The organism is Paenibacillus sp. UMB7766-LJ446, from assembly GCF_030226665.1.
Classification (GTDB): Bacteria; Bacillota; Bacilli; order Paenibacillales; family Paenibacillaceae; genus Paenibacillus; species Paenibacillus vandeheii.
On the sequence record NZ_JASOYM010000008.1, the window covers coordinates 162,577 to 184,321 of the forward strand.

Annotated in this window: 16 protein-coding genes; 15 read left to right on the top strand and 1 reads right to left on the bottom strand. The window is 46.7% G+C overall.

Features of this window, described 5'->3' with window-relative positions:
• Positions 1-109: 109 nt before the first annotated feature.
• The 6 genes from QP794_RS20160 to QP794_RS20185 all read left to right on the top strand — a co-directional run bounded on the left by QP794_RS20160 (position 110) and on the right by QP794_RS20185 (position 5,520).
• On the top strand, positions 110-1,192 hold the full coding sequence (locus tag QP794_RS20160; protein ID WP_079349503.1) for a Gfo/Idh/MocA family protein: 1,083 nt from the start codon (positions 110-112) through the stop codon (positions 1,190-1,192).
• Between the two features lie 179 nt (positions 1,193-1,371).
• Positions 1,372-2,340 (top strand): sugar phosphate isomerase/epimerase family protein, encoded by a 969-nt coding sequence (locus QP794_RS20165; RefSeq protein WP_024631039.1) that lies wholly within the window; start codon positions 1,372-1,374, stop codon positions 2,338-2,340.
• Positions 2,341-2,364: 24 nt separating this feature from the next.
• Positions 2,365-3,093, top strand: a complete 729-nt coding sequence (locus QP794_RS20170; protein ID WP_024631038.1) for a ThuA domain-containing protein — start codon at positions 2,365-2,367, stop codon at positions 3,091-3,093.
• A 321-nt stretch (positions 3,094-3,414) separates the two neighbouring features.
• Positions 3,415-3,711 carry a winged helix-turn-helix transcriptional regulator gene (locus QP794_RS20175; RefSeq protein WP_148661829.1) on the top strand — a complete coding sequence of 99 codons (297 nt, stop codon included), beginning with the start codon at positions 3,415-3,417 and terminating at the stop codon, positions 3,709-3,711.
• Positions 3,712-3,879: 168 nt separating this feature from the next.
• Positions 3,880-4,611, top strand: coding sequence for a hypothetical protein (locus QP794_RS20180; protein WP_094938555.1), 732 nt, complete (start codon positions 3,880-3,882; stop codon positions 4,609-4,611).
• 195 nt (positions 4,612-4,806) lie between these two features.
• Positions 4,807-5,520 (top strand): hypothetical protein, encoded by a 714-nt coding sequence (locus QP794_RS20185; RefSeq protein WP_094938556.1) that lies wholly within the window; start codon positions 4,807-4,809, stop codon positions 5,518-5,520.
• 81 nt (positions 5,521-5,601) lie between these two features.
• On the opposite strand, the gene QP794_RS20190 is transcribed toward QP794_RS20185, so the two are convergent.
• Positions 5,602-6,318: a Crp/Fnr family transcriptional regulator gene (locus QP794_RS20190; RefSeq protein ID WP_285078623.1), complete on the bottom strand. Its 717-nt coding sequence runs from the start codon at positions 6,316-6,318 to the stop codon at positions 5,602-5,604.
• 429 nt (positions 6,319-6,747) lie between these two features.
• Here QP794_RS20190 and adhE point away from each other — a divergent pair, with 429 nt between their 5' ends.
• From adhE to nagZ, 9 genes are all read left to right on the top strand, one after another.
• Entirely contained in the window at positions 6,748-9,360 is a 2,613-nt protein-coding gene (gene adhE / locus QP794_RS20195) for a bifunctional acetaldehyde-CoA/alcohol dehydrogenase (RefSeq protein WP_285078624.1), read from the top strand.
• Between the two features lie 538 nt (positions 9,361-9,898).
• On the top strand, positions 9,899-12,157 hold the full coding sequence (pflB, locus tag QP794_RS20200) for a formate C-acetyltransferase (protein ID WP_285078625.1): 2,259 nt from the start codon (positions 9,899-9,901) through the stop codon (positions 12,155-12,157).
• Positions 12,158-12,240: 83 nt separating this feature from the next.
• Positions 12,241-12,993: a pyruvate formate-lyase-activating protein gene (pflA, locus tag QP794_RS20205; RefSeq protein WP_285078713.1), complete on the top strand. Its 753-nt coding sequence runs from the start codon at positions 12,241-12,243 to the stop codon at positions 12,991-12,993.
• A gap of 210 nt (positions 12,994-13,203) precedes the next feature.
• Positions 13,204-14,568 (top strand): extracellular solute-binding protein, encoded by a 1,365-nt coding sequence (locus QP794_RS20210; RefSeq protein ID WP_024631030.1) that lies wholly within the window; start codon positions 13,204-13,206, stop codon positions 14,566-14,568.
• Positions 14,569-14,730: 162 nt separating this feature from the next.
• Positions 14,731-15,615: a carbohydrate ABC transporter permease gene (locus QP794_RS20215; protein ID WP_024631029.1), complete on the top strand. Its 885-nt coding sequence runs from the start codon at positions 14,731-14,733 to the stop codon at positions 15,613-15,615.
• The gene (locus QP794_RS20220) at positions 15,615-16,445 is read left to right on the top strand and encodes a carbohydrate ABC transporter permease (protein WP_024631028.1); all 831 of its coding nucleotides are present in this window, start codon (positions 15,615-15,617) and stop codon (positions 16,443-16,445) included. Before QP794_RS20215 ends, QP794_RS20220 begins: the two co-directional genes overlap by 1 nt.
• A 31-nt stretch (positions 16,446-16,476) precedes the next feature.
• Positions 16,477-18,318: a cache domain-containing sensor histidine kinase gene (locus tag QP794_RS20225; protein WP_285078626.1), complete on the top strand. Its 1,842-nt coding sequence runs from the start codon at positions 16,477-16,479 to the stop codon at positions 18,316-18,318.
• Positions 18,315-19,949 (top strand): response regulator, encoded by a 1,635-nt coding sequence (locus QP794_RS20230; protein WP_285078627.1) that lies wholly within the window; start codon positions 18,315-18,317, stop codon positions 19,947-19,949. The genes QP794_RS20225 and QP794_RS20230 overlap by 4 nt, the downstream gene beginning before the upstream one ends.
• Positions 19,950-19,969: 20 nt before the next feature.
• Entirely contained in the window at positions 19,970-21,625 is a 1,656-nt protein-coding gene (gene nagZ, locus QP794_RS20235) for a beta-N-acetylhexosaminidase (protein ID WP_285078714.1), read from the top strand.
• Positions 21,626-21,745: the final 120 nt, after the last annotated feature.

Genomic DNA, 21,745 nt, shown 5'->3' on the forward strand with positions numbered 1-21,745 from the left:
GCAAGTGGAGCTGGATTCGTGTTGGGCTCACGCCGCAGGCCCCCCAACAGAGGTCATTAGAACAGTATGAACTGAATTAGAAAATATGCCGCTAATGGAGGACTTGTTCATGTCTAAAGTACTTAATATCGCCATCGTTGGTTGTGGCGGAATCGCCAAAGGTAAACATATGCCCAGCTTGTCCAAACAATCTCAGGGCCGTATGGTCGCTTTCTGTGACATTGTGAAGGAACGTGCGGAGGAGGCAGCAGCAGAATTTGGTGCTGAGGGAGCCAAAGTATACACCGATTATAACGAGATGCTGAAGGATGAGAGCATTGATGTGGTACACGTGTGTACACCAAACGACTCCCATTCCGTCATCACGGTCGCTTCTCTTGAGGCAGGCAAACATGTTATGTGTGAAAAGCCAATGGCGAAGACTTCTGCACAAGCGCAGGCTATGCTGGAAGCCGCACAACGTACAGGCAAAAAGCTGTCCATTGCATATCAGAACCGTTTCCGCAATGACAGCCAGTATCTGAAACAAATGTGCGAAGAAGGCGAGCTAGGCGATATCTATTTCGGTAAGGCGATTGCACTTCGCCGCCGTGCTGTACCAACCTGGGGTGTATTTCTTGACGAAGAGAAACAGGGTGGCGGACCGTTGATTGATATCGGTACGCATGCACTGGATCTGACACTTTGGTTGATGGACAATTACAAGCCGAAGAGTGTCATGGGCTCTACTTTCCACAAGCTGGGTCAGCGTGAAAATGCGGCTAACGCTTTTGGACCGTGGGACCCGGAACAATTCAAGGTGGAAGATTCTGCATTCGGATTTGTGACGATGGAGAATGGTGCCACGATCATTATCGAGTCCAGCTGGGCATTGAATGTAGCTGAGTTCGGTGAAGCCAAATCACTGCTCTGCGGTACAGAAGGTGGCGCGGATATGAACGATGGTCTGCGGATCAATGGCGAGAAGCGCAGTCGTCTTTATGAAACCAAGGTGGACCTGGACGCAGGTGGAGTTGCTTTTTATTCCGGCAGTGCAGAAAATGAAGCGGATCGTGAAGCGAGAATGTGGCTTGAAGCGATTATTGAAGACAAGGATCCGGTTGTAAAACCAGAGCAGGCGATTGTTGTCACTCAAATTCTTGAAGCAATCTACGAGTCTGCTCAGACAGGCAAAGCGGTTTATTTCGACTAAACCGGCAGGGTGTCATTTCCAATGAAATAACCAGTATTCTTACGTTTAATTTCAGGATAGAATAGCTCTTGATTTTCCACAATAATGATACAATGATGTGATCTGAACGGTATGTTATGCAGTTCATAGTTCATAAAACCAGCAATTAATATGATATCTAATCTAGGGAGGAATCGCACTTGAAACTCGGCGTATTTTTGGTATTATTCGGAGGACGTAAATTGGAGGATGCACTCGACTATGTAGCATCCAAAGGCTTGAAAGCAGTAGAAATCGGAACAGGTGGACATCCAGGAAATGCGCATTGCAAACCGGATGAGCTTCTGAGCAACCCGACAGCATTGAAAAACTTCAAAAATGCAGTAGAATCCCGTGGTCTGACCATCAGCGCATTGAGCTGTCACGGTAACCCGCTTCATCCACAAAAGGATATTGCAAAGGGATTTCACGATGATTTTGTTAAAACGGTAGAACTGGCTGAGAAGCTGGAAGTGCCTGTCGTAAATACATTCTCCGGTTGTCCGGGAGACCATGAGGATGCCAAATATCCGAACTGGCCTGTTGCACCATGGCCGAATGACTTCCAGGAAGTTCTCAAATGGCAATGGGACAACAAAGTTATCCCTTACTGGACAGAGTGGGGTAAGTTCGCTGCGGATCACAATGTAAAAGTGGGACTGGAACTGCACGGTGGATTCTCGGTGCATACACCAGCTACCTTGCTGAGACTGCGTGAAGCAGCAGGTGAAGTGATTGGCGCGAACCTGGACCCAAGCCACATGTGGTGGCAAGGGATTGATCCGGTACAAGCGATCCACATTCTGGGACGTGAAGGTGCGATTCATCACTTCCACGCGAAAGATACAACGATTGATCCAATTAACGTAAACAAATATGGTGTAACGGATATGCAGGATTACACCAACATGCTTGATCGTGCTTGGCAATTCCGCTCGGTCGGTTATGGTCATGATAACAAGACTTGGGCTGATATTATTAGTGCTCTGCGTCTGGTCGGATATGATTATGTTGTAAGTATTGAACACGAAGATGGTCTGATGTCGGTAGAAGAAGGATTCTCTAAAGCAGTGCAAAATCTCCAACAAGTATTGATTGAAGAACCGCTGGGAGATATGTGGTGGGTTTAGAGTTACACTAGGGGGAAATTGAATATGATTAACGTCACCATTTGGAATGAATTTGTCCATGAGAAAATTCACGATGAAGTAAGAGAAGTCTATCCAGAAGGTTTGCACATGGCGTTGGCAAACGGACTGGGAGGCGAAGGTTTTGCTATTCGCACGGCAACACTGGATCAGCCTGAGCATGGATTAAGTGATGAGGTGCTGAATTCTACAGATGTGCTCATATGGTGGGGACATATGGCACATGATCGCGTGAGCGACGAGATTACCCAGAAGGTTGCACAGCGGGTCCTGGATGGTATGGGAATGATTGTGCTGCACTCCGGTCACTTCTCCAAGCCATTCAAGGCGTTGATGGGGACAAGTTGTGATCTGAAATGGCGTGAAGCCAATGAGCAGGAGATTATCTGGTGTGTGAATCCGTCCCACCCGATTGCCGAGGGTATCAATAGCAAGATTATTTTGGAAAAAGAAGAAATGTACGGGGAATTCTTCGATATTCCAGTGCCGGATGAGCTGGTGTTTGTAAGCAACTTCCAAGGCGGAGAGGTATTCCGGAGTGGATGTACGTTCCTCCGCGGTTCAGGAAAAATCTTTTATTTCCGCCCAGGTCACGAAACATACCCGACCTTCTACAACCCGGAAATTCTAAAAGTAATCAGCAATGGAGTGAAGTGGGCATATCCTGCGCGCAACGTTAAGCCGGAATTTGGCTTCAGCGAGCCTGTAAGAGCGCTTGGAAACGTACTGGTTTAAGCCCTAAATTGGCTTTGTGAATGCATAAATAAACGATATACCAGAGAACCCTTCTCCAAGTCGAGTATGACTGTGGCAGCTGGGTTCTTTTTGGGTAAGATAGGTACATGGGAGTTAGACGATATTTTCCCATGGTTCCTCTGTCCCATGTGATGTATACTGAGTTGTATCATCGAAGTTGAGTTATGCCCCTAAAATTTTAACTTTTTAGCGGCAGACGTTTTCTTTGAGACTTAAATATGTTATTATGAAATATACTAACTAAACGTAAGTTGAGTGATCTCTAAAGAGGTGATTAATGTGGAAGGCCAAGATCTGCGGATGTGTCCGCGCTTTGAGACAGCGTTTTCCTTTCTGGGTAAGCGCTGGAACGGTCTGATTATTCAAACGTTGATGAGTGGTTCGAAGCGATTCAAGGATATCTCCAACCTGATTCCATCGATGAGTGACAAGATGTTGTCAGAGCGGATGAAGGATCTGGAGAGCGAAGGCATTCTGATCCGCCATGTCTATCCAGAGACGCCGGTTCGTATCGAATATGAACTGACAGAGAAAGGCAAGGCGCTACAGCCCGTTATGAATCAAATTCAAGACTGGGCAGAGCAGTGGGTTGAGTAGTAACTGATCCCTTAGCTCAAACTAAATGAACTGATGGGATAAAGGCTCTTGATTTCCAGTGGAAATCAGGAGTTTTTGTCTTAAGGGTTCTGCACATGTTGTCGCGAGTTGTAGTATAATTGTAAAATAAAATGGCCGCAGGCGGCCGGAGCGAGGAGGCCACTTGTCATGAGAGAAGAAAGCTTATCCCGTGAAGTACGCTACGGCAAGCAAGATATTGCAGAACTTGAGAGCGCATCCATTCAGGTACATCTGATCTACAAAAAAGCTGCGGAGCTATTTAATCGCACTGTATATTCCCCGTCGGTGAAGGATGATGTCGCAGGAGAGAAGACTCATTCCACGAATAGCAATGGTCAGGGAACGGCTCCGGCGGTACTGCAAAAATGGATTCAGACAGCAAGAGGCTGGAAATGTATCGGATGTGAGCTGAAACAACCCGATTCCATCGGGGTGCAGGCCGAAGCTACCTTTCATGAAGAACGTATGTATCTGGGGGTGGGCGAAGGTCGTTTTGTTCGAGCGGAGATGCTGATTCAGGCGATTGTATGGTCACAATATGAGAAGATTCGCATGTTCGCTCCCTGGCTGGGTGATGACACCTTTTACACAGTACAGGAGCTTGATGTGATTGCACGTTATATTGTACCTACCTATTTCTCTGAACGGCCGCTGCATGAGCAAGGCAAGGTCTCCAAGGTTCACCATCCATCTGGTCAAATTCCACTTTACCAGGAATATGTGGATGCACCTTCATTCTGCGTACAGGTGGACGGTGGGTTGCTCGAAGGGCGTTTGTTGACAGGGGTGTATGTGTCGGAGGAACAGTTCTTTGGACTTAATCCTTATCTGAAGGATGGAGACGGAGGCCGCACCTATATGCAGGCTTGTGTCCAGTAATAACGTACCTAATAGACTGTAGTGATGATTGGAGCCAAAGAGCCTGCTTGCAGGCTCTTTGTGTTGTACCACCCAGTTATGGACGCTACTGGAGGAAAAGTAACGGCATTGACACTTTTTTTGCATGAATGTTGTGCCATAATAGAGGTTATGGACAACAGGGTGAATGATTTTACGCAGGGTGGTGTTACCTACATGAAGAAGAGAATCCCCGGTTACATAGGTATATGTCTGCTTATTCTGGTTATATTGGCCGGGTGTAGCGAGACACAGCCTTCCGAACAGCCTATCGTCAAAGAGACCGAATCACAGAATACAATTACAGTGGCAGTGGATGGCAGTACTTTTTTGCCTGACGCAACGAAGTCTATTAAGCGAGATTTTAGTGAAGGTCTGACGCTCAAGAAAGCACTATTGAACAGTGGACTTGTTGATTTTACGGCAGATGGAAAGCGGATCCAATCCGTTGGGGAAGTTTCGTTGGATTCCTCGCTCAGCTGGGCTGTCAAATTGAACGGCAAGGATATTGACCCCGAAAATTGGGACATGGAGCTTCATGCCAAAGATGAAGTGATCATATATGTGAAAGCCGCTGACAATGGGGGAGACGATGTTGCTTACCAAACAACATTGCTCAAGGTGAGCGGCGGAAATATTATGCCGAATCTCAATCGTCAATATGCCGGGGTGTATGTTCAGGAATGTACGGTGCGTGATGTATTAAAGTCCAGTGGGATTGTAAGAATGTCGGAGAACAACAAATTTGTTGTTTCCGTTGAAAATGTAATTCCCCGGATGAATCAACGCTGGATGATCATGGTGAATGACAAGGAACTGATGGAAAACGGTTTGGACATGAAGTTGAATCCACGTGATGCAGTAAAGCTCGAGTTGACTACTGTATCTTAAGCATAACAAAAGCCCATCTTCTGTAACGAAGATTGGGCTTTTTTCATTTGCATATCAGGGGGTGCCAGGGCGGGGGAAGCATCAGATCCGGCAAATCTCGTTAGGACACAGTTCGCAGTGGCAGATGCCCTGCAGCATGTGCAGATCCTTGATGACGATCATACCGTTGTCATATTCAATGGCATCTTTTTTGCGCAGATCGCTTAACATGCGGTTGACACTTTCTCGGGTCGCTCCAATCATATTGGACAAATCCGTGTGGGTTATTTTTTTATGAATGATGACATGATTTCCATGAGGCTCACCATATGAATTGGACAACCGAATCAGCGTGGAGCAGAGCGCGCCCGGTTTGCCATATAACATCAAATCACGGAATTTTGTCTGGGTCAACCGGTGATGGATACCCATCCATTTCATAAAATCGATGGCGAAGTCGCAATGTTGGCAGATCAGCATCTCCAGGTCTTTGTGCTCCAGTACTCCGATTTCACTATCCTCAAGTACCTCGGCCGAAAAGCTGTGTTTGGACCCGAAGAACGGGTCAGCCTGACCAATCATATCCCCGGACTGATACATGTACATAATCAATTCCTTGCCTTCATCCGTGGATTTGGTAATCTGTGCCCGGCCCCGTTTCATATAATAAAGTTTGTCAGAGACATCTCCTTCCCAATACAGATGGGTTCCTTCCGGATAGGTTCTGTCCTTCATCGTTACGAGCAGATGGTTGAAATTCGCTTCCGAGAAACAGTTGGTATTGCCGCGTTTTTCCAGTACACTCAGTTGTTCTCTCATAAGTCTATCTCCCCTTTGTGTCCATCGGACGGCCTTCTGTAGCTTGGTCCGGCCCCCGTGGTTCGCCGCAAACCGTTGCCGTCCTGATCAGGGTCATCTCTCGGCCGGGAAGGACGGTACAAATTGCGGTGGTTCAATTTTTAAGTTCAGTATATACCTTATCTTGCCGTTTGAGGGGCATGGAAAGGGGGCAAAAATGGCGAAATTTCAAACATTGTGATTAAATTCACTTTCTAAAGGGGAGGATGAATCTGACAGCCCTATAATTTAAATAGGAAGAATAAATGGCGGTGGGGAGACATTAAAAAACTTAAATTAAATTTGTTATACTTTGTGAAAAAAATCACATAATTTACCCTTTACCCATGGTACGATGTGAATGTAAAGAAGAGAGACAAACCAATACGAACCTTTAGGAGGATGAGGGAGATGGCTGTAAAGAACGAAGTCGCCCCAGTAAAAGAACCGACAGCAGGTCAGTATATTCAAACGTTAATTGACAAAGCGAATAAAGCACACGCAGCATTCATGTCCATGGATCAGAAACAGATTGACCGCATCGTGCAAGCAATGGCACTGGCAGGTCTGGACAAACATATGATGCTCGCCAAAATGGCCGTGGAAGAAACAGGCCGGGGTGTGTATGAGGATAAAATCACCAAAAATATATTTGCAACAGAATATGTGTATCATAGCATTAAATATGACAAAACAGTAGGGGTTATTGAAGATAACGAATACGAAAGCTTCCAGAAAATTGCGGAGCCTGTCGGCATAATCATGGGGATTACCCCGGTAACGAATCCGACATCCACCACAATGTTCAAAGCACTGATCTCCATCAAAACGCGTAACCCGATCATCTTCGGTTTCCACCCATCTGCACAGAACTGTAGCCGGGAAGCCGCGGAAATTCTTCTTGATGCTGCAGTGAAGCATGGCGCTCCAGCGGATTGTATCCAGTGGATTGACGATCCTTCCATGGATCGCACAAATGCGCTGATGAATCATAATGATGTGGCACTCATTCTGGCAACAGGCGGATCAGGCATGGTACGGGCTGCATACAGCTGTGGTAAACCGGCACTGGGCGTAGGGCCAGGGAACGTTCCTTGCTTTATTGAAAAAAGTGCAGATATCAATCAAGCGGTAACGGATCTGATTTTGTCCAAATCGTTTGATAACGGCATGATCTGTGCTTCCGAGCAAGCGGTCATCATCGAGGAACCGATCTTTGATCAGGTGAAAAAGAAAATGATCGCCAACGGCTGTTACTTTGTGAACAAGGATGAGGCTGCGAAACTGACCGCAGGTGCGATTAACGCTGAGAAATGTGCGGTGAATCCGGCGATTGTGGGTCAATCTGCAGTCAGCATTGCGAAAATGTGCGGTATCGAGGTTCCTGCTGGCACCAAAATTCTCGTAGCCGAGATTGAAGGTGTAGGCACGAAATTCCCATTGTCGGCTGAAAAACTAAGCCCGGTACTGGCTTGTTACAAAGTGAAAACGGCAGCTGAAGGGATTGAGCGTGCAGCAGAAGTGGTTGCTTTTGGCGGCATGGGTCACTCCTCCGTTATTCATTCGACGAACGAAGAAGTGATTGGCAAATTCGCAGATCGTCTGCAAACCGGACGGATTATCGTGAATTCACCATCCACACACGGCGCCATCGGTGACATCTACAACACCAATATGCCTTCACTGACACTGGGCTGCGGATCGTACGGACGTAACTCGACTTCTTCCAACGTAACCGCTGTGAACTTAATCAACGTGAAAAGGGTGGCTCGCCGTACCGTGAATATGCAGTGGTTCAAAGTGCCGAACAAAGTCTACTTCGAAAAAGGTGCAACACAGTATCTTGCCAAAATGCCGGACATCACACGCGTAGCTATTATTACGGATGCCATGATGGTCAAACTCGGTTATGTGGAAAAAGTAGAGCACTATCTGCGTCAACGTCAAATGCCAGTAGCCATTGAAGTGTTCTCTGATGTAGAACCCGATCCATCGACAACAACGGTAGACCGCGGTACGGAAATGATGCGCCGCTTCCAACCAGACTGCATTATCGCACTCGGCGGGGGATCACCGATGGATGCTGCCAAAGCGATGTGGTTGTTCTATGAATATCCGGACACAGACTTCAACGACTTGAAACAAAAATTCATGGATATCCGCAAACGGATCTACAAATATCCACGTCTCGGCGTGAAAGCGAAATTCGTAGCCATCCCGACAACTTCGGGCACAGGTTCGGAAGTAACATCGTTCGCGGTCATCACAGACAAGAACCAAGGGAACACCAAATATCCGCTGGCAGATTACGAGTTAACACCAGACGTAGCCATCGTAGACCCGGAATTCGTATACTCTCTGCCTAAAACCGCTGTTGCAGATACTGGTATGGACGTATTGACTCACGCCATTGAAGCGTATGTATCCGTCATGGCGAATGATTACACGGATGGTCTCGCGATCAAAGCGATTCAACTGGTATTCCAGTATCTCGAGCAATCGGCGCTGCAAGGTGACAAATTGGCTCGTGAGAAAATGCATAATGCTTCGACAATTGCTGGTATGGCTTTTGCCAACGCATTCTTGGGCATCAACCACAGCTTGGCACATAAATGGGGCGGTCAGTACCATACCGCACATGGACGTACCAATGCGATCCTGATGCCGCACGTTATTCGCTACAATGCGAAGAAACCGACGAAGTTTGCATCGTTCCCGAAATATTCGCACTTTGTTGCAGATGAGCGCTATGCCGAGATTGCCCGCATTCTGGGATTGCCTGCACGTACGACAGAAGAAGGGGTTACCAGTCTCATCAATGCGATTCGCAAACTGAACAAAACATTGGGTATTGAAGAATCGTTCCAGGAAATCGGATTTGACGCCAAAGACTTTGAAGCACATGTCGAGTATCTGGCAGACCGCGCATTCGAGGACCAATGTACAACCGCCAATCCAAAAATGCCGCTCGTAACTGAACTGGCAGATGTATACCGCAATGCATTCTACGGCAAGTTTGAATAAAGAGTAGTAAACAACTGGTTAAGGTTGAGGCAATATGTTCAGGGTTCCCCGAAATGGGGAGCCCCGATTGCCGTCTTTTCTGTAAAAAGGTATACGGAATCCTTGGGGTAGCCATTGAATTTAACACTTTACACGATAACGGAGGGGTAGAAATAACCTGAAAAAGCGAAGCGTTCGCCTTTATCCCCGGATTTCACCTTTTTCAAAGGGGATCAAAAAAATCTGGGGATAACAGCGATTGGAAGGTTGTTCTGCCACGCAGTGATCCTGTGTAAAGTGTTAAATTCACCTTGATACAGCATAGGTGAAGTGAGGATGGTCACAAACTTTGTGATATAAATCACAGATGTTGAAAGAGCGAAGACGTATACTGAAAATGTAAGAAAAACATTCATCCGCGGTTCCGGTTCCCAAGTAGAGAGAACATGTTCCGGCTCACATGTGAAATTTATCACATTAATCGCGGCTCTGGGCACAGATGAGACGAGTGAAGCATCCTGTCATGTGTCCGGAAATCCAAATTTGTGGAGGGATTACTATGTCGGTGATCGAAAAAGATGTCAAACAACAAACAGGCTGGAGAAACTTTACCAAAGGAACATGGACGAAATCCGTAGATGTGAATGATTTTCTGGCACGCAACTTATCACCCTACTATGGCGACGAAGCATTTCTTGCAGGTGCAACCCAAAATACGAAAGAGTTATGGGATATCGTTTCCGATCTTACCAAAAAAGAACGCGATAACGGCGGGGTACTCGATGTTGACGTAAATACGCCAGCAACGATTGTTTCTCACCAACCCGGTTATCTGGATAAATCCAAAGAACAGATTGTTGGTGTTCAAACGGATGCTCCATTCAAACGTTCCATTCAGCCATTTGGTGGAATTCGCATGATGATTGATGCTTGTGAAGCTTATGGTTTTGAGATGCCACAAGGCGTCATTGATATATTTACGAACATCCGCAAAACACATAACCAAGGCGTATTTGATGCTTATACATCCGACATGCGTGCAGCACGTAAAGCAGGCATTATTACCGGTCTGCCGGATGCTTACGGCCGTGGCCGGATCATCGGTGACTATCGCCGGGTAGCTCTCTATGGTGTGGACTTCCTGATTCGGAATAAAAAAGGCGAACTGAATGCACTTGAAGTCGATGTGATTGATGAAGATGTCATTCGCCTGCGTGAAGAACTGTCCGAACAGATTCGTGCATTGCAGGAATTGAAACAACTGGGTGAAATGCACGGTTTCGATATTTCCTTGCCAGCCACAACCGCCAAAGAAGCGTTCCAATGGCTCTACTTCGGTTACCTGGCTGCGATCAAAGAGCAAAACGGTGCGGCGATGTCCCTTGGACGTGTTTCTTCGTTCCTTGATATTTACATCGAGCGTGATTTGCAAGAAGGCTTGCTAACTGAGGAACAAGCTCAGGAACTGGTTGACCATTTTGTAATGAAACTGCGGATTGTTAAGTTCCTGCGTACGCCGGATTATAACGAATTGTTCAGTGGAGACCCAACATGGGTAACCGAATCCATCGGCGGTATGTCCGTAAATGGAGAAACCCGTGTTACGAAAAACAGCTTCCGTTTCCTGCATACTCTGAACAACCTCGGTCCTGCACCTGAGCCGAACCTGACTGTACTCTGGTCCACCAAGCTTCCGGAAGCGTTCAAACAATACTGTACGAAAGTATCCATTGAAACAAGCTCCATCCAGTATGAAAATGATGATCTGATGCGTCCGATCTACGGAGATGATTACGGTATTGCTTGCTGCGTATCTGCGATGAAGATCGGGAAACAAATGCAGTTCTTCGGCGCTCGTGCCAACCTGGCAAAGGCATTGCTGTATGCAATCAACGGCGGTCGTGACGAGAAATCGGGTGCACAAGTCGGCCCTGAATATCCAGCAATTACGAGCGAAGTACTGGATTACAATGAAGTGATGAAACGTTTCAAACCGATGATGGAATGGCTTGCCAAACTGTATATGAACTCACTCAACGTCATTCACTACATGCATGACAAATACAGCTACGAGCGTATCGAAATGGCCCTGCATGACCGTGACATCGTTCGTACGATGGCTTGCGGTATTGCTGGTCTCTCGGTTGCAGCAGATTCTCTGAGTGCAATCAAGTATGCTAAAGTCAAACCGATCCGTAACGAACAAGGCATCGCAATTGATTTTGAAATTGAAGGCGAGTTCCCTTGTTACGGTAACAATGAAGACAGTGTTGACAGCATCGCGGTTGAACTGGTGGAAAGCTTCATGGGCATGATTCGCAAACACAAAGCGTATCGTAATGCAATTCCAACTCAATCTGTACTGACGATCACATCGAACGTAGTGTACGGCAAGAAAACAGGTACAACACCGGATGGCCGTAAAGCAGGTGAACCGTTTGCACCTGGGGCGAACCCAATGCATGGTCGGGATAAAAAAGGTGCATTGGCATCCCTTGGCTCAGTAGCCAAACTGCCGTACGAACACAGCCTTGATGGAATTTCTAACACATTCTCCATCGTGCCTAAAGCACTCGGAAAAGAGTCAGACACACGCAAATCCAATCTGGTTGCCATGATGGACGGTTATTTTGGTCAAGGGGCACACCATCTGAACGTGAACGTATTTGATCGTCAGCAGTTGATTGACGCAATGGATCACCCGGAAAACTATCCACAGCTGACTGTACGGGTCTCTGGCTACGCGGTTAACTTCATTAAACTGACGCGTGAGCAACAACTTGATGTCATTAACCGGACCTTCCACGGTTCGATGTAATTTGGGCTTAACTCAACGGTTCACAGCAGTAGAATCTCTATAATAACGCATAGCGGATGCGGATACAGAAAGGAAGAGGCAGCATGGTTAGTGGACATATTCATTCACTCGAAACTTTCGGGACGGTTGACGGCCCAGGCATCCGCTTCGTGCTTTTTATGCAGGGATGTCTGCTCAAATGCCAGTATTGTCATAATCCTGATACATGGGCACTGGATGGTGGCAGGGAAATGAGCGTGGAGGAGGTACTGGCTGAAATTGAGCCGTACCTCTCCTACTACCGCAGTTCCGGCGGAGGGCTTACGGTATCCGGCGGAGAGCCGACATTGCAGGCTCATTTTGTAGCCGAAGTTTTCAAAGAAGCGAAACGCCGCTGGGGATTGCACACTACGCTGGACAGTAACGGTTTTAATGAACCGGATCGGATTCATGATTTGTTAGATAATACGGATTTGGTTCTGCTGGATCTGAAGCACATCAATGATGAGAAGCATATCAAGCTGACGGGCAAATCCAACGAGAGAACATTGCGCACCGCACAGTGGTTATCAGACAATGGACGGAAAATGTGGATTCGCCATGTGTATGTGCCCGGGATTCACAACGAGGAAGAAGATTTGCTTAATCTGGGGCGGTTTATTGGAACGCTAAATGGTGTTGAGAAGTTCGAAATCCTGCCTTATCATCAGATGGGTATTTACAAATGGCAGGCGCTTGGGAAGGCCTATCCGCTCGATGGTGTTCCTTCTCCGAGTGATGAGGAAGTAGAGCGGGCGTATCGTTTGATTGAACAAGGTCGTACAGAAACAGCGGGCGTGGCTTGCTCCAATAAGTAACAACATTTATATCCCAACCAAGCAGTCTTTGCGAACAAGTTTCGCAGGGGCTGTTTTTTTGCTGTTACCAAATTGTAAACACAAGATTAATTGTCCAGTGAAGGATTTTATCCCTCCATTGATGAATTGTCATCCTTACGATGTTAGCTACAACTTTTTATAATCAGAGTGTAAAGCCAAATGCTCAATATCTTGAGGAGGGTCATACGAATGAAAAAAGGAATGACATTGCTGCTTTCATTATTGCTCATCACTTCATGGACGCTGGCGGGATGTTCAAGCTCCAGCAGCGAACCACAGCAGGGAGCAGGCAATACGCCTGCAGAGACAAGCAAGGAACCGGTTGAGATGCTTCTCCGTCACACTCAGGTGGGTGCCGACAAACAAAAAAGGCTGGCCATTCTGCAGGACGTTGTTGCCAAAGTGGAGAGCGAAGTACCTAACCTGACCTTTACACTGGACGGCGTTGAATCCGATGTAAACCGCAAAGAGAAACTTCGCGGAGAGATGGCAGCGGGCAATCCGCCGGATATCTTCGAATTGTTCGGCAGTCCGGACTCCAAAGTATATGCCAAGGAAGGCATGTTGTTGGATCTCACACCGATTCTGCAAGAGCTGGGCATTCAAGACCAATTTTCATCACTTGAACCATTCACCTATGAAGGCAAAGTGTACGGACTGCCTATTGGGGGATCGGGTGAAGGTTTCTTCTACAATAAAGAGTATTTTACACAAAAAGGTTGGAAAGCGCCTTCAACAATGGCTGAGCTGGATAATATGCTCGCTGAGATCAAGGCTGACGGCAAGGTGCCACTTGCTTCTGCATCCAAGGCAGGCTGGGTTCCACTCATGTTAACGAACCATCTTTGGTCCCGTTATGCCGGACCTGATATTACGGCGAAGTTTGCTACAGGTGAAGCCAAGTGGACTGATCCAGGCGTAGTCGCAGGATTCGCGAAACATAAGGAATGGGTGGATAAAGGTTACTTCAAAAAAGGCGAGCTTGGCTATGAATATGCTGAATATACAACTCAATTTACGAGCGGTGAAGCGATTCTGATGTATGACGGAACGTGGAAATCGTCTGTATTTAAGGAAGGACAGAGCGGGGAGTCACTCATTGGCAAAGTTGGTTTCTTTAATATGCCTCCGGTAGAGAACGGTGTAGGAGATCAGACAGCGCTTATGCGTGACGTCAATAATGGATACGGTTTCTCCGCAGCGGCTGCGGATGACCCGCAGAAGCTGGCGGCTGTTAAAGCGTTTATCAAAAACTTCTACAACGAAGATATGCAAGTACGTGGGCTCGTAGAAGATGGTGTGTTACCGGCGATGAAACTGGATGAAAAAGTGCTGACAGACAGTATCACCGACGATTTGATGAAAGAAATCGTAGCGGTTCTGAATGCATCCCAGACTTCGTTCCCGGCATTTGATGCACTCGTTCAAGCTGATGTTACGACAGAGATCGGCAACCTGCAAATTCAGAAGCTGGTTGGTGGACAGACGACGCCAGAGAAAATGGCTGAAGAATTGCAAAAGGTTCAGGAAGAGGCTAATGCTTCCGTAGAATAAATGATCTTTCAAGCAAAGAAGCGTACCTATTAACACCATGCTGGTTTACCCCGGTTGGAACACGGCCGGGGTATAACCCTTGGTCCGTTCTAAAGAATTACTGCTGAGGAATCTGCTCTATATATGAGCATAAGAAGTTGAAGTCACTGAAGGAGGTAGATCATGAATACTTCACTCCGCAGCCCGTTGATCTATACGTTGTTTGTGTTGCCGGCACTGATCTTGTTTATCATGTTTTTCCTGTATCCTATCGGCAGTTCACTCTATTACAGTCTGACCAGTTGGAACGGGGTATCCGCAGAGCCGCGTTTTGTGGGACTGTCCAATTATACAAAAGCACTGACAGACGAACGTTTTTGGATTTCTACTCGTAATAACGGTTTCTTTATCGCATTTTCCGTTTTGATTCAGGTGCCGATCATTGTGCTGTTTTCCCTGCTCATTGCGAACGTAAAGAAATTGAAAGGTTTGTACAAAACAGCCGTCTTTTTGCCGTCCATTATGTCAACGGCAGTCATCGGTATTCTGTGGGGCTTCATCTACGAGCCTAACATCGGCCTGTTGAATCAGTTACTTGGAACCGTAGGTATTTCGCCGGTCTATTGGCTGTCTGATAACCGGTTCGCAATGATATCTATTCTCGTAACCAATGCTTGGCAATGGACGGGATTCTATATTGTCATGGTTTTGGCGGCCATTCTGGCTATTCCAAAAGATCTGGATGAAGCGGCAGCCATTGATGGTGCCACAGCTGTACAAAGAGCGTTTAAAATTACATTACCACTAATCAGACCTATCATTTCCGTCGTCATTATGTTGTCCATTGCCGGAGCGATGAAGGCAGCTGACATTGTTCTGGTTATGACCAAAGGTGGACCCGCAGGCTCTACCGAAGTGCTTGCTACGTATATGATCAAATATGCGATTACCAACTTTAAATACGGCTATGGCAATACGATTGCGGTTCTGATCTTTGCTCTGACGCTTGTGCTCACCGCGGTATATCAGTTGCTGGTGGCGAGACACAACGAAAGGGTGGAATATTGATGACAAAGAGCATAAAAGGCAGTATACCTCATGTGTTGTTGATGTTGTATCTACTTGCAATTCTGTTTCCCTTTTTATTCGTAATCTTTTCTTCATTTAAGCAGGATAACAACGAGATTGCACTGAATCCGTTTGGTCTGCCTTCCACCTGGGAGTTTAATAACTACGTGGAAGCCTGGGTAAATGCCAAGATTGGAACGTATTTCTGGAACAGTATGTACATTTCGGTCTTGTCCTCAGTGGGAACCATTGTGCTTGGTGCCATGTTTGCTTTTGCTATAACACGTATGAGACACCGTAAATGGAGCATGTTTTTCTACAGTCTCATTTTGGCGGGCATGCTGATTCCAAACAATGCGCTCATGCTGCCAATATACTTACTTGTCCGCAAGCTCGGCATTTTGGATACTCATTTGGCGCTGATCATTCCTTATGTTGCCAATGCAATTCCGTTCACGATTATTATTTTGGCTGCCTTTATGCGGTCGCTCCCTGGAGAAATTGAGGAAGCGGCGGTTATGGATGGGTTGAGGGCTCCGGGTATCTTTGCTAGAATAGTGATACCCCTTACAGTTCCAGCCATTGTTACAGTCTTTATCGTGAATTTCCTCGGCAACTGGAACGAATTTTTACTCGCCAACTATTTTTTATCCACCGATAAACTGCGTACACTGCCTGTCGGCATGGTCCAGTTTCGTGATCAGTATCAGATGAATTATGCCCAGATGTCAGCAGGCATTGTATACAGTGTTGTACCGGTTGTTGTGATCTACGCTATATTGCAGGAAAAAATTATTGAAGGTGTAACAGCAGGTAGCGTAAAAGGCTAATTAATGAAGCGTTATATAGGGAGAACGGGAAATGAACTTGCGGATGAAGCTGGCCATGGCATTTCTATTGCTCATCATTGTACCGATGTGCACGCTTGGAATCGGCATGTTCTTGGTCACATCACATACGATTGAGAAAAAATACAATCAACAGTCTGAATATGCACTCCAGGCGATTAGCTATAATATCGAGAATGTTTTTCAACAGATCAACAATGTCACGGACAACGGCATTGCCACATCGGTATTCCAGATGGCTTTGAACGCCAAAGATCCGAGCAAGCAAGATCTTGGAACCGGTAATCAGTTGTCGCTGAATGCCAGCCAGCGTAATTTCCGTTCCCTTTTATACAACTACCCGTTCATTAGTTATGCCTTCTTGTATGATTTGCGTTCACGTTCGTCTCAAGATAACCAGATTGTCTCTATATTCACGAAGGAAAACTTTCAAGCACTTCCTTTTCAGCAATTTAAAGTTCATCCAATATTCAAAGAAATCCAGGAACTCAACGGCGTACCCAAATGGCTGGCCCCTCTGGAATATCCTGAACTGACGGGCGTAGAGCCTGTATTTACTCAGATTCGGTTGGTCAAGGAGCTCAGTTATTTTCAGAATATCGGGGTTCTGGTCGTTCAGATTAAAAAAGGGGAGATGGACCGCATCTTCCGCCATTTAAAAATAAGTGATCCTGCACAGGATACTTCGTTCCTGCTGATCAATGAAGAGGGTCTGATCGTATACGATCCTTCCGGACGCTACAGCGGCGAGAAGATGGAGAATCTGGGTGTGCGTTCTGGCATTTACGGACCGGGGTTCAGCAGCACCAGAGCCGTGTTCGATGGCAGTGAAAGCATCATTTCACAATATCATCTGAAAAACTATAACTGGAGTCTGGTCAGTGTCACTTCATGGGAAGCATTATCCGCAGAGACGAATGTGTTTGCAGGCTGGTCCATTATCATCATTCTGCTGTGTCTGCTTGCTGCGATGGTTTTCAACGTGTTCTTCATGAACCGGATTACAGGTAATATTGCGGTTCTCGTACGATTCATGAGACGTGTAGATGACGGGGACTTTAATGCCCGAGTTGAAGGAAGTGGCTTTGACGAGATGCAGCTGCTCGCCCAAGGGTTCAATGAATTACTGGATCGCATCGGAGGCCTGTTCCGACGTGTGCGTGCCGAGCAGCAGCAGAAGGCCAAGGCAGAACTGCGCGTGCTTCAAGCCCAGATCAAACCTCATTTTCTGTTTAACACACTGGAATCCATTAACGGACTAGCCATGAGGGGAGAAGGGCGTAAAGTAAGTGAAATGGTGACAAGACTGGGCAATATGCTGCGAATCAGCATTCAGGATCAGGAGGAAATTTCGCTCAGTGAGGAGCTAAGGCACCTGCAGAGCTATCTTGAGATCCAGCATTACAGATTCAGTGATTTGTTCCGGTATGAGATCGACATTCCATCTCATCTGTACACATCATCCATGCTCAAGCTCACTCTCCAACCTCTTGTGGAAAATAGTATTCAGCATGGGTTTGAGGGAATTGAATATCAGGGTGTACTTCGGATCAGCGCATTTGTGGAACGGAATAATCTGGTGCTGCGAGTTGAGGATAATGGTATCGGTATTCCCCAGGAAATGTTGGCTCGATTCGAATACATGGCAGATGACCCGCCTGAATACATCATGGCAGAGGGAACGAAGCCCCTATCTTCAATGGCAGAGCGCCGAGGGCTGGGATTAAGAAGTGTGGCAGATCGGATACGGATTCAATATGGGGCCGGATACGGGGTGTTTATATGTTCATCTCCGGGGCATGGCACCATCATTCAATGTATTATTCCACAATATGAGCAGGGGGAAGATGAATGAATCTAACCGCGTTGCTGGTTGACGATGAGCTGCCGATTTTGGAGAATTTGAGTTTTATTTTGCCGTGGGAAGACATGGGCATTGAAATTGTGGGTACGGCCAGAAGCGGGTCTGAAGCGCTGGATAAAGTTGCAGAATATCACCCTGACATCATGTTGTGTGATATTCGCATGCCCTCTATGGATGGTCTGGAGCTGATTCGAATGCTGCGGGAACAAGGTGAAACTTGTGAGATTATTTTGCTGACAGGATATCAGCAGTTCGAGTATGCCCGTACGGCCATTCGTTACAATGTCCATGAATACATATGCAAGCCAATTGATTATCTGGATCTCGAACATAAACTGCGTGAGCTTGCCGGGCAGATTCAGAAGAAACGGTTGGAAATGGAGGCCGAACGCCACCGCAAATTGGAGATGGAAGTATGGGTAAGACACAAACATATCATTGACCTGATGCGTAAAGAAGAAGATACGTTATTTTCTTCCCCTCCTTCTTCCCCGGAACCACAGGCATCTTCGTTACGGTATGTCCTTCTGCTTATCGATGTGTCGGGTTATTTCAAGCATTCGATCGGATGGTCCGGGGCCCGGCACCAAAGCTGGCATGGAATGATCCGTTCCAGACTTAGAGAGGTTACAGACGGGATCTGTGAAGGAACTTTGCTGATTTCTGCCCGTAAGGGAGAATGGTGTATCCTGGTGGAGGCGTCAGATGAATGGGAACTGCGGGCAGCTGCATTAGCTCAACAGGTCCTGTTGGAATTAGATGCGACATTTGAGCCTGGTTCAGGCATGAAAACAAGAGTCATTCAGGATGTTATGCCTGTGAGGCTGGATGATCAGATGGCTGAGCGATATCGGCACTGTCAGCGATTGCTGATTATGAATGATTCTGATCAGCGCAGCGATGTGCTGGAATCAGAAACTGGTGAGCCCTCCATCATGTCATCCAAAGAACCTTCCAGAAGGGCAACGCTGTGGATTACAAAAGAAGATTTGGACTTGATCACCCGCTGGATCAGACAGGGAAACAAACAGGGATTGATTGACCTGCTCGTTACACTCAAACACCGGATAAGTGAGCATAAGAGTACGCTGGATGGCGTAGCCGAAAACAGCCTGCGTTTTTTGCTTGTACATATGCTTCGTGAATTGCGCGAAGTACATGTCATGGCTGAACAAGACGAAATACACTTCTGGAGTGCATTGCATTCAGCAACCTCCATTAAGGAATTAATCGAACTGGCGGAGGCACTTGCTTTTGCTTGTCATGATAAGAAAAGTACGCCTCGCCCTTCTGTGTCTGAGCTGATTATGTCTGCGTGCGAGTATATGAACGCCAGGCTGGAATGTGATCTGGGGATTGATGAGGTAGCTGATTGGTTGGGAATCAGTCCGGGCTACTTTTGCCAGTTGTTCAAAAATCAGATGGGGGTCACCTTTGTAGAATATATGACCCATAAGCGGATGGAGAGCGCAGCTTTATTATTAAGTACAACAGAATGGAGTATTACAGCGATCGGGGAAGCGACAGGGTACAAGGAGCGTCGATATTTCTCCAAAGTGTTCCATAAACATTTTCACATGAAACCTTCGGAATTCAGATCAAACCTAAGAGCAGGTTCATAATGGGGAGGGGAAGCATGCATATGAAATCGATGGATCAGCTTTCGTTGGAACAGCGGGTAGGGCAGATGTTTATGTGTGGGTTCCATGGACAGCATGCGGATGAACAGATCAATCAACTGATCCGTAATTATCATGTTGGAGGCGTCATTTATTTCAGACGGAATGTGGAGAGCGTAGACCAGCTAAATCAATTGTCTGCCGACTTGCAAGCAATTGCGGCGGAAGCAGGGGAATTGCCTCTGATGATCTCCGTGGATCAAGAGGGTGGTATGGTGGCCCGGATTGACAAAGAGGGAGTAACCCAGGTGCCAGGGAACATGGCGCTTGGAGCAACGGGTAAGCCGGACTATACCCTCGAATGTGCTCAAATTTTGGGTCATGAGTTGAAAAGCATCGGTATTGATATGAACCTTGCTCCCGTGTTAGACGTGAATAACAATATTCTGAACCCAGTCATTGGGGTGCGCTCCTATGGCGAGAATGCGGAGAGCGTAGCTGATCATGGCGCAGCAGCCATCAAAGGATATCAGTCCCGAGGTGTTGCTGCGACAGCCAAACATTTTCCCGGACACGGAGATACAGCGGTGGATTCACATCTCGGTATGGTCACCGTACCTCATGAACGTAGCAGGCTGGATCAGGTGGAGCTTCTACCGTTCCGTCGGGCGATTGAGGCTGGAGTGGATGCCATTATGACTGCTCACGTCATCTTTCCGGCGATTGAACCGGAGCCGATTCCAGCTACACTGTCCCGTAAAGTATTGACGGGTCTGTTACGCGAGGAAATGGGCTTTGACGGCATTATTATTACAGACTGTCTGGAAATGCATGCGATATCCAAGCCATATGGTGTGGCCGAGGCAGCCATTCGTGCTGTAGAGGCAGGTGCTGATCTAATTCTGGTCAGTCATACACTGCAAGATCAAGTCTCTGCTGTTGAAGCCGTTGTTGAAGCCGTTCGCACTGGGCGAATTGAAGAAGCAACCATAAATCAGGCATTGGAACGTATTATTTCATGGAAGACAGCGCGTTGTGGTCAGTGGGAGCATACGTTTGTTTCCATGGAAGAGGATGATGCTGTACCTGATCGATCCGATGAAGATGGTGTCGATTTCTCAACAATAGAAAAAGATGAATTACCAAAGTCGCTGGCCTCTATCGAATCCACGTTGGATGAGATCGCCTCCAATAGCATTACTGTGGTTCATAATGATGGATTACTTCCTTTAGACCCTGAAAAAAATGTGTATGTCATCTGGCCTGAAGTTGTGCAACGGACAGAAGTGGATGAACCTTGGTCTCATACAGATTCACTTGGCGTGGCGTTATCGCAGCTGAGAGGCGGAGTTCGGGAGCATAAAATAACGACACAGCCGACCTATGATGAAGCGGACCTGATCCTTAATAATGTGTCGGAAGATGATCAAATTATCATATGTACTTATACTTCCGCAGGGCATCTTCCGAAAGGACAGCATCATTTGGTTCAAAAACTTAGTGAGAAGTATTCCCTGATTGTAGTCGCTCTGCGTAATCCATATGATCTATTGGAGATTCCGACGCCGGGAAGTTATATATGTACGTACGAGAATACTCCTGCAGTGGTTCGCGCATTGTCTCTTGTCTTAACAGGTGAATTGCAGCCGACAGGACGCTTACCTGTCAGTTTGCGTTAGCAAGTTCGATATCCATCTCTCTTTGGCATGGTGCTTTTTCAGCCATGTCCTGGAGGGATTTTTTTTATTGGAATTTGCGGCAGGTTTTAAAACCGATTTCACTCCAAATCGAAAAGTATA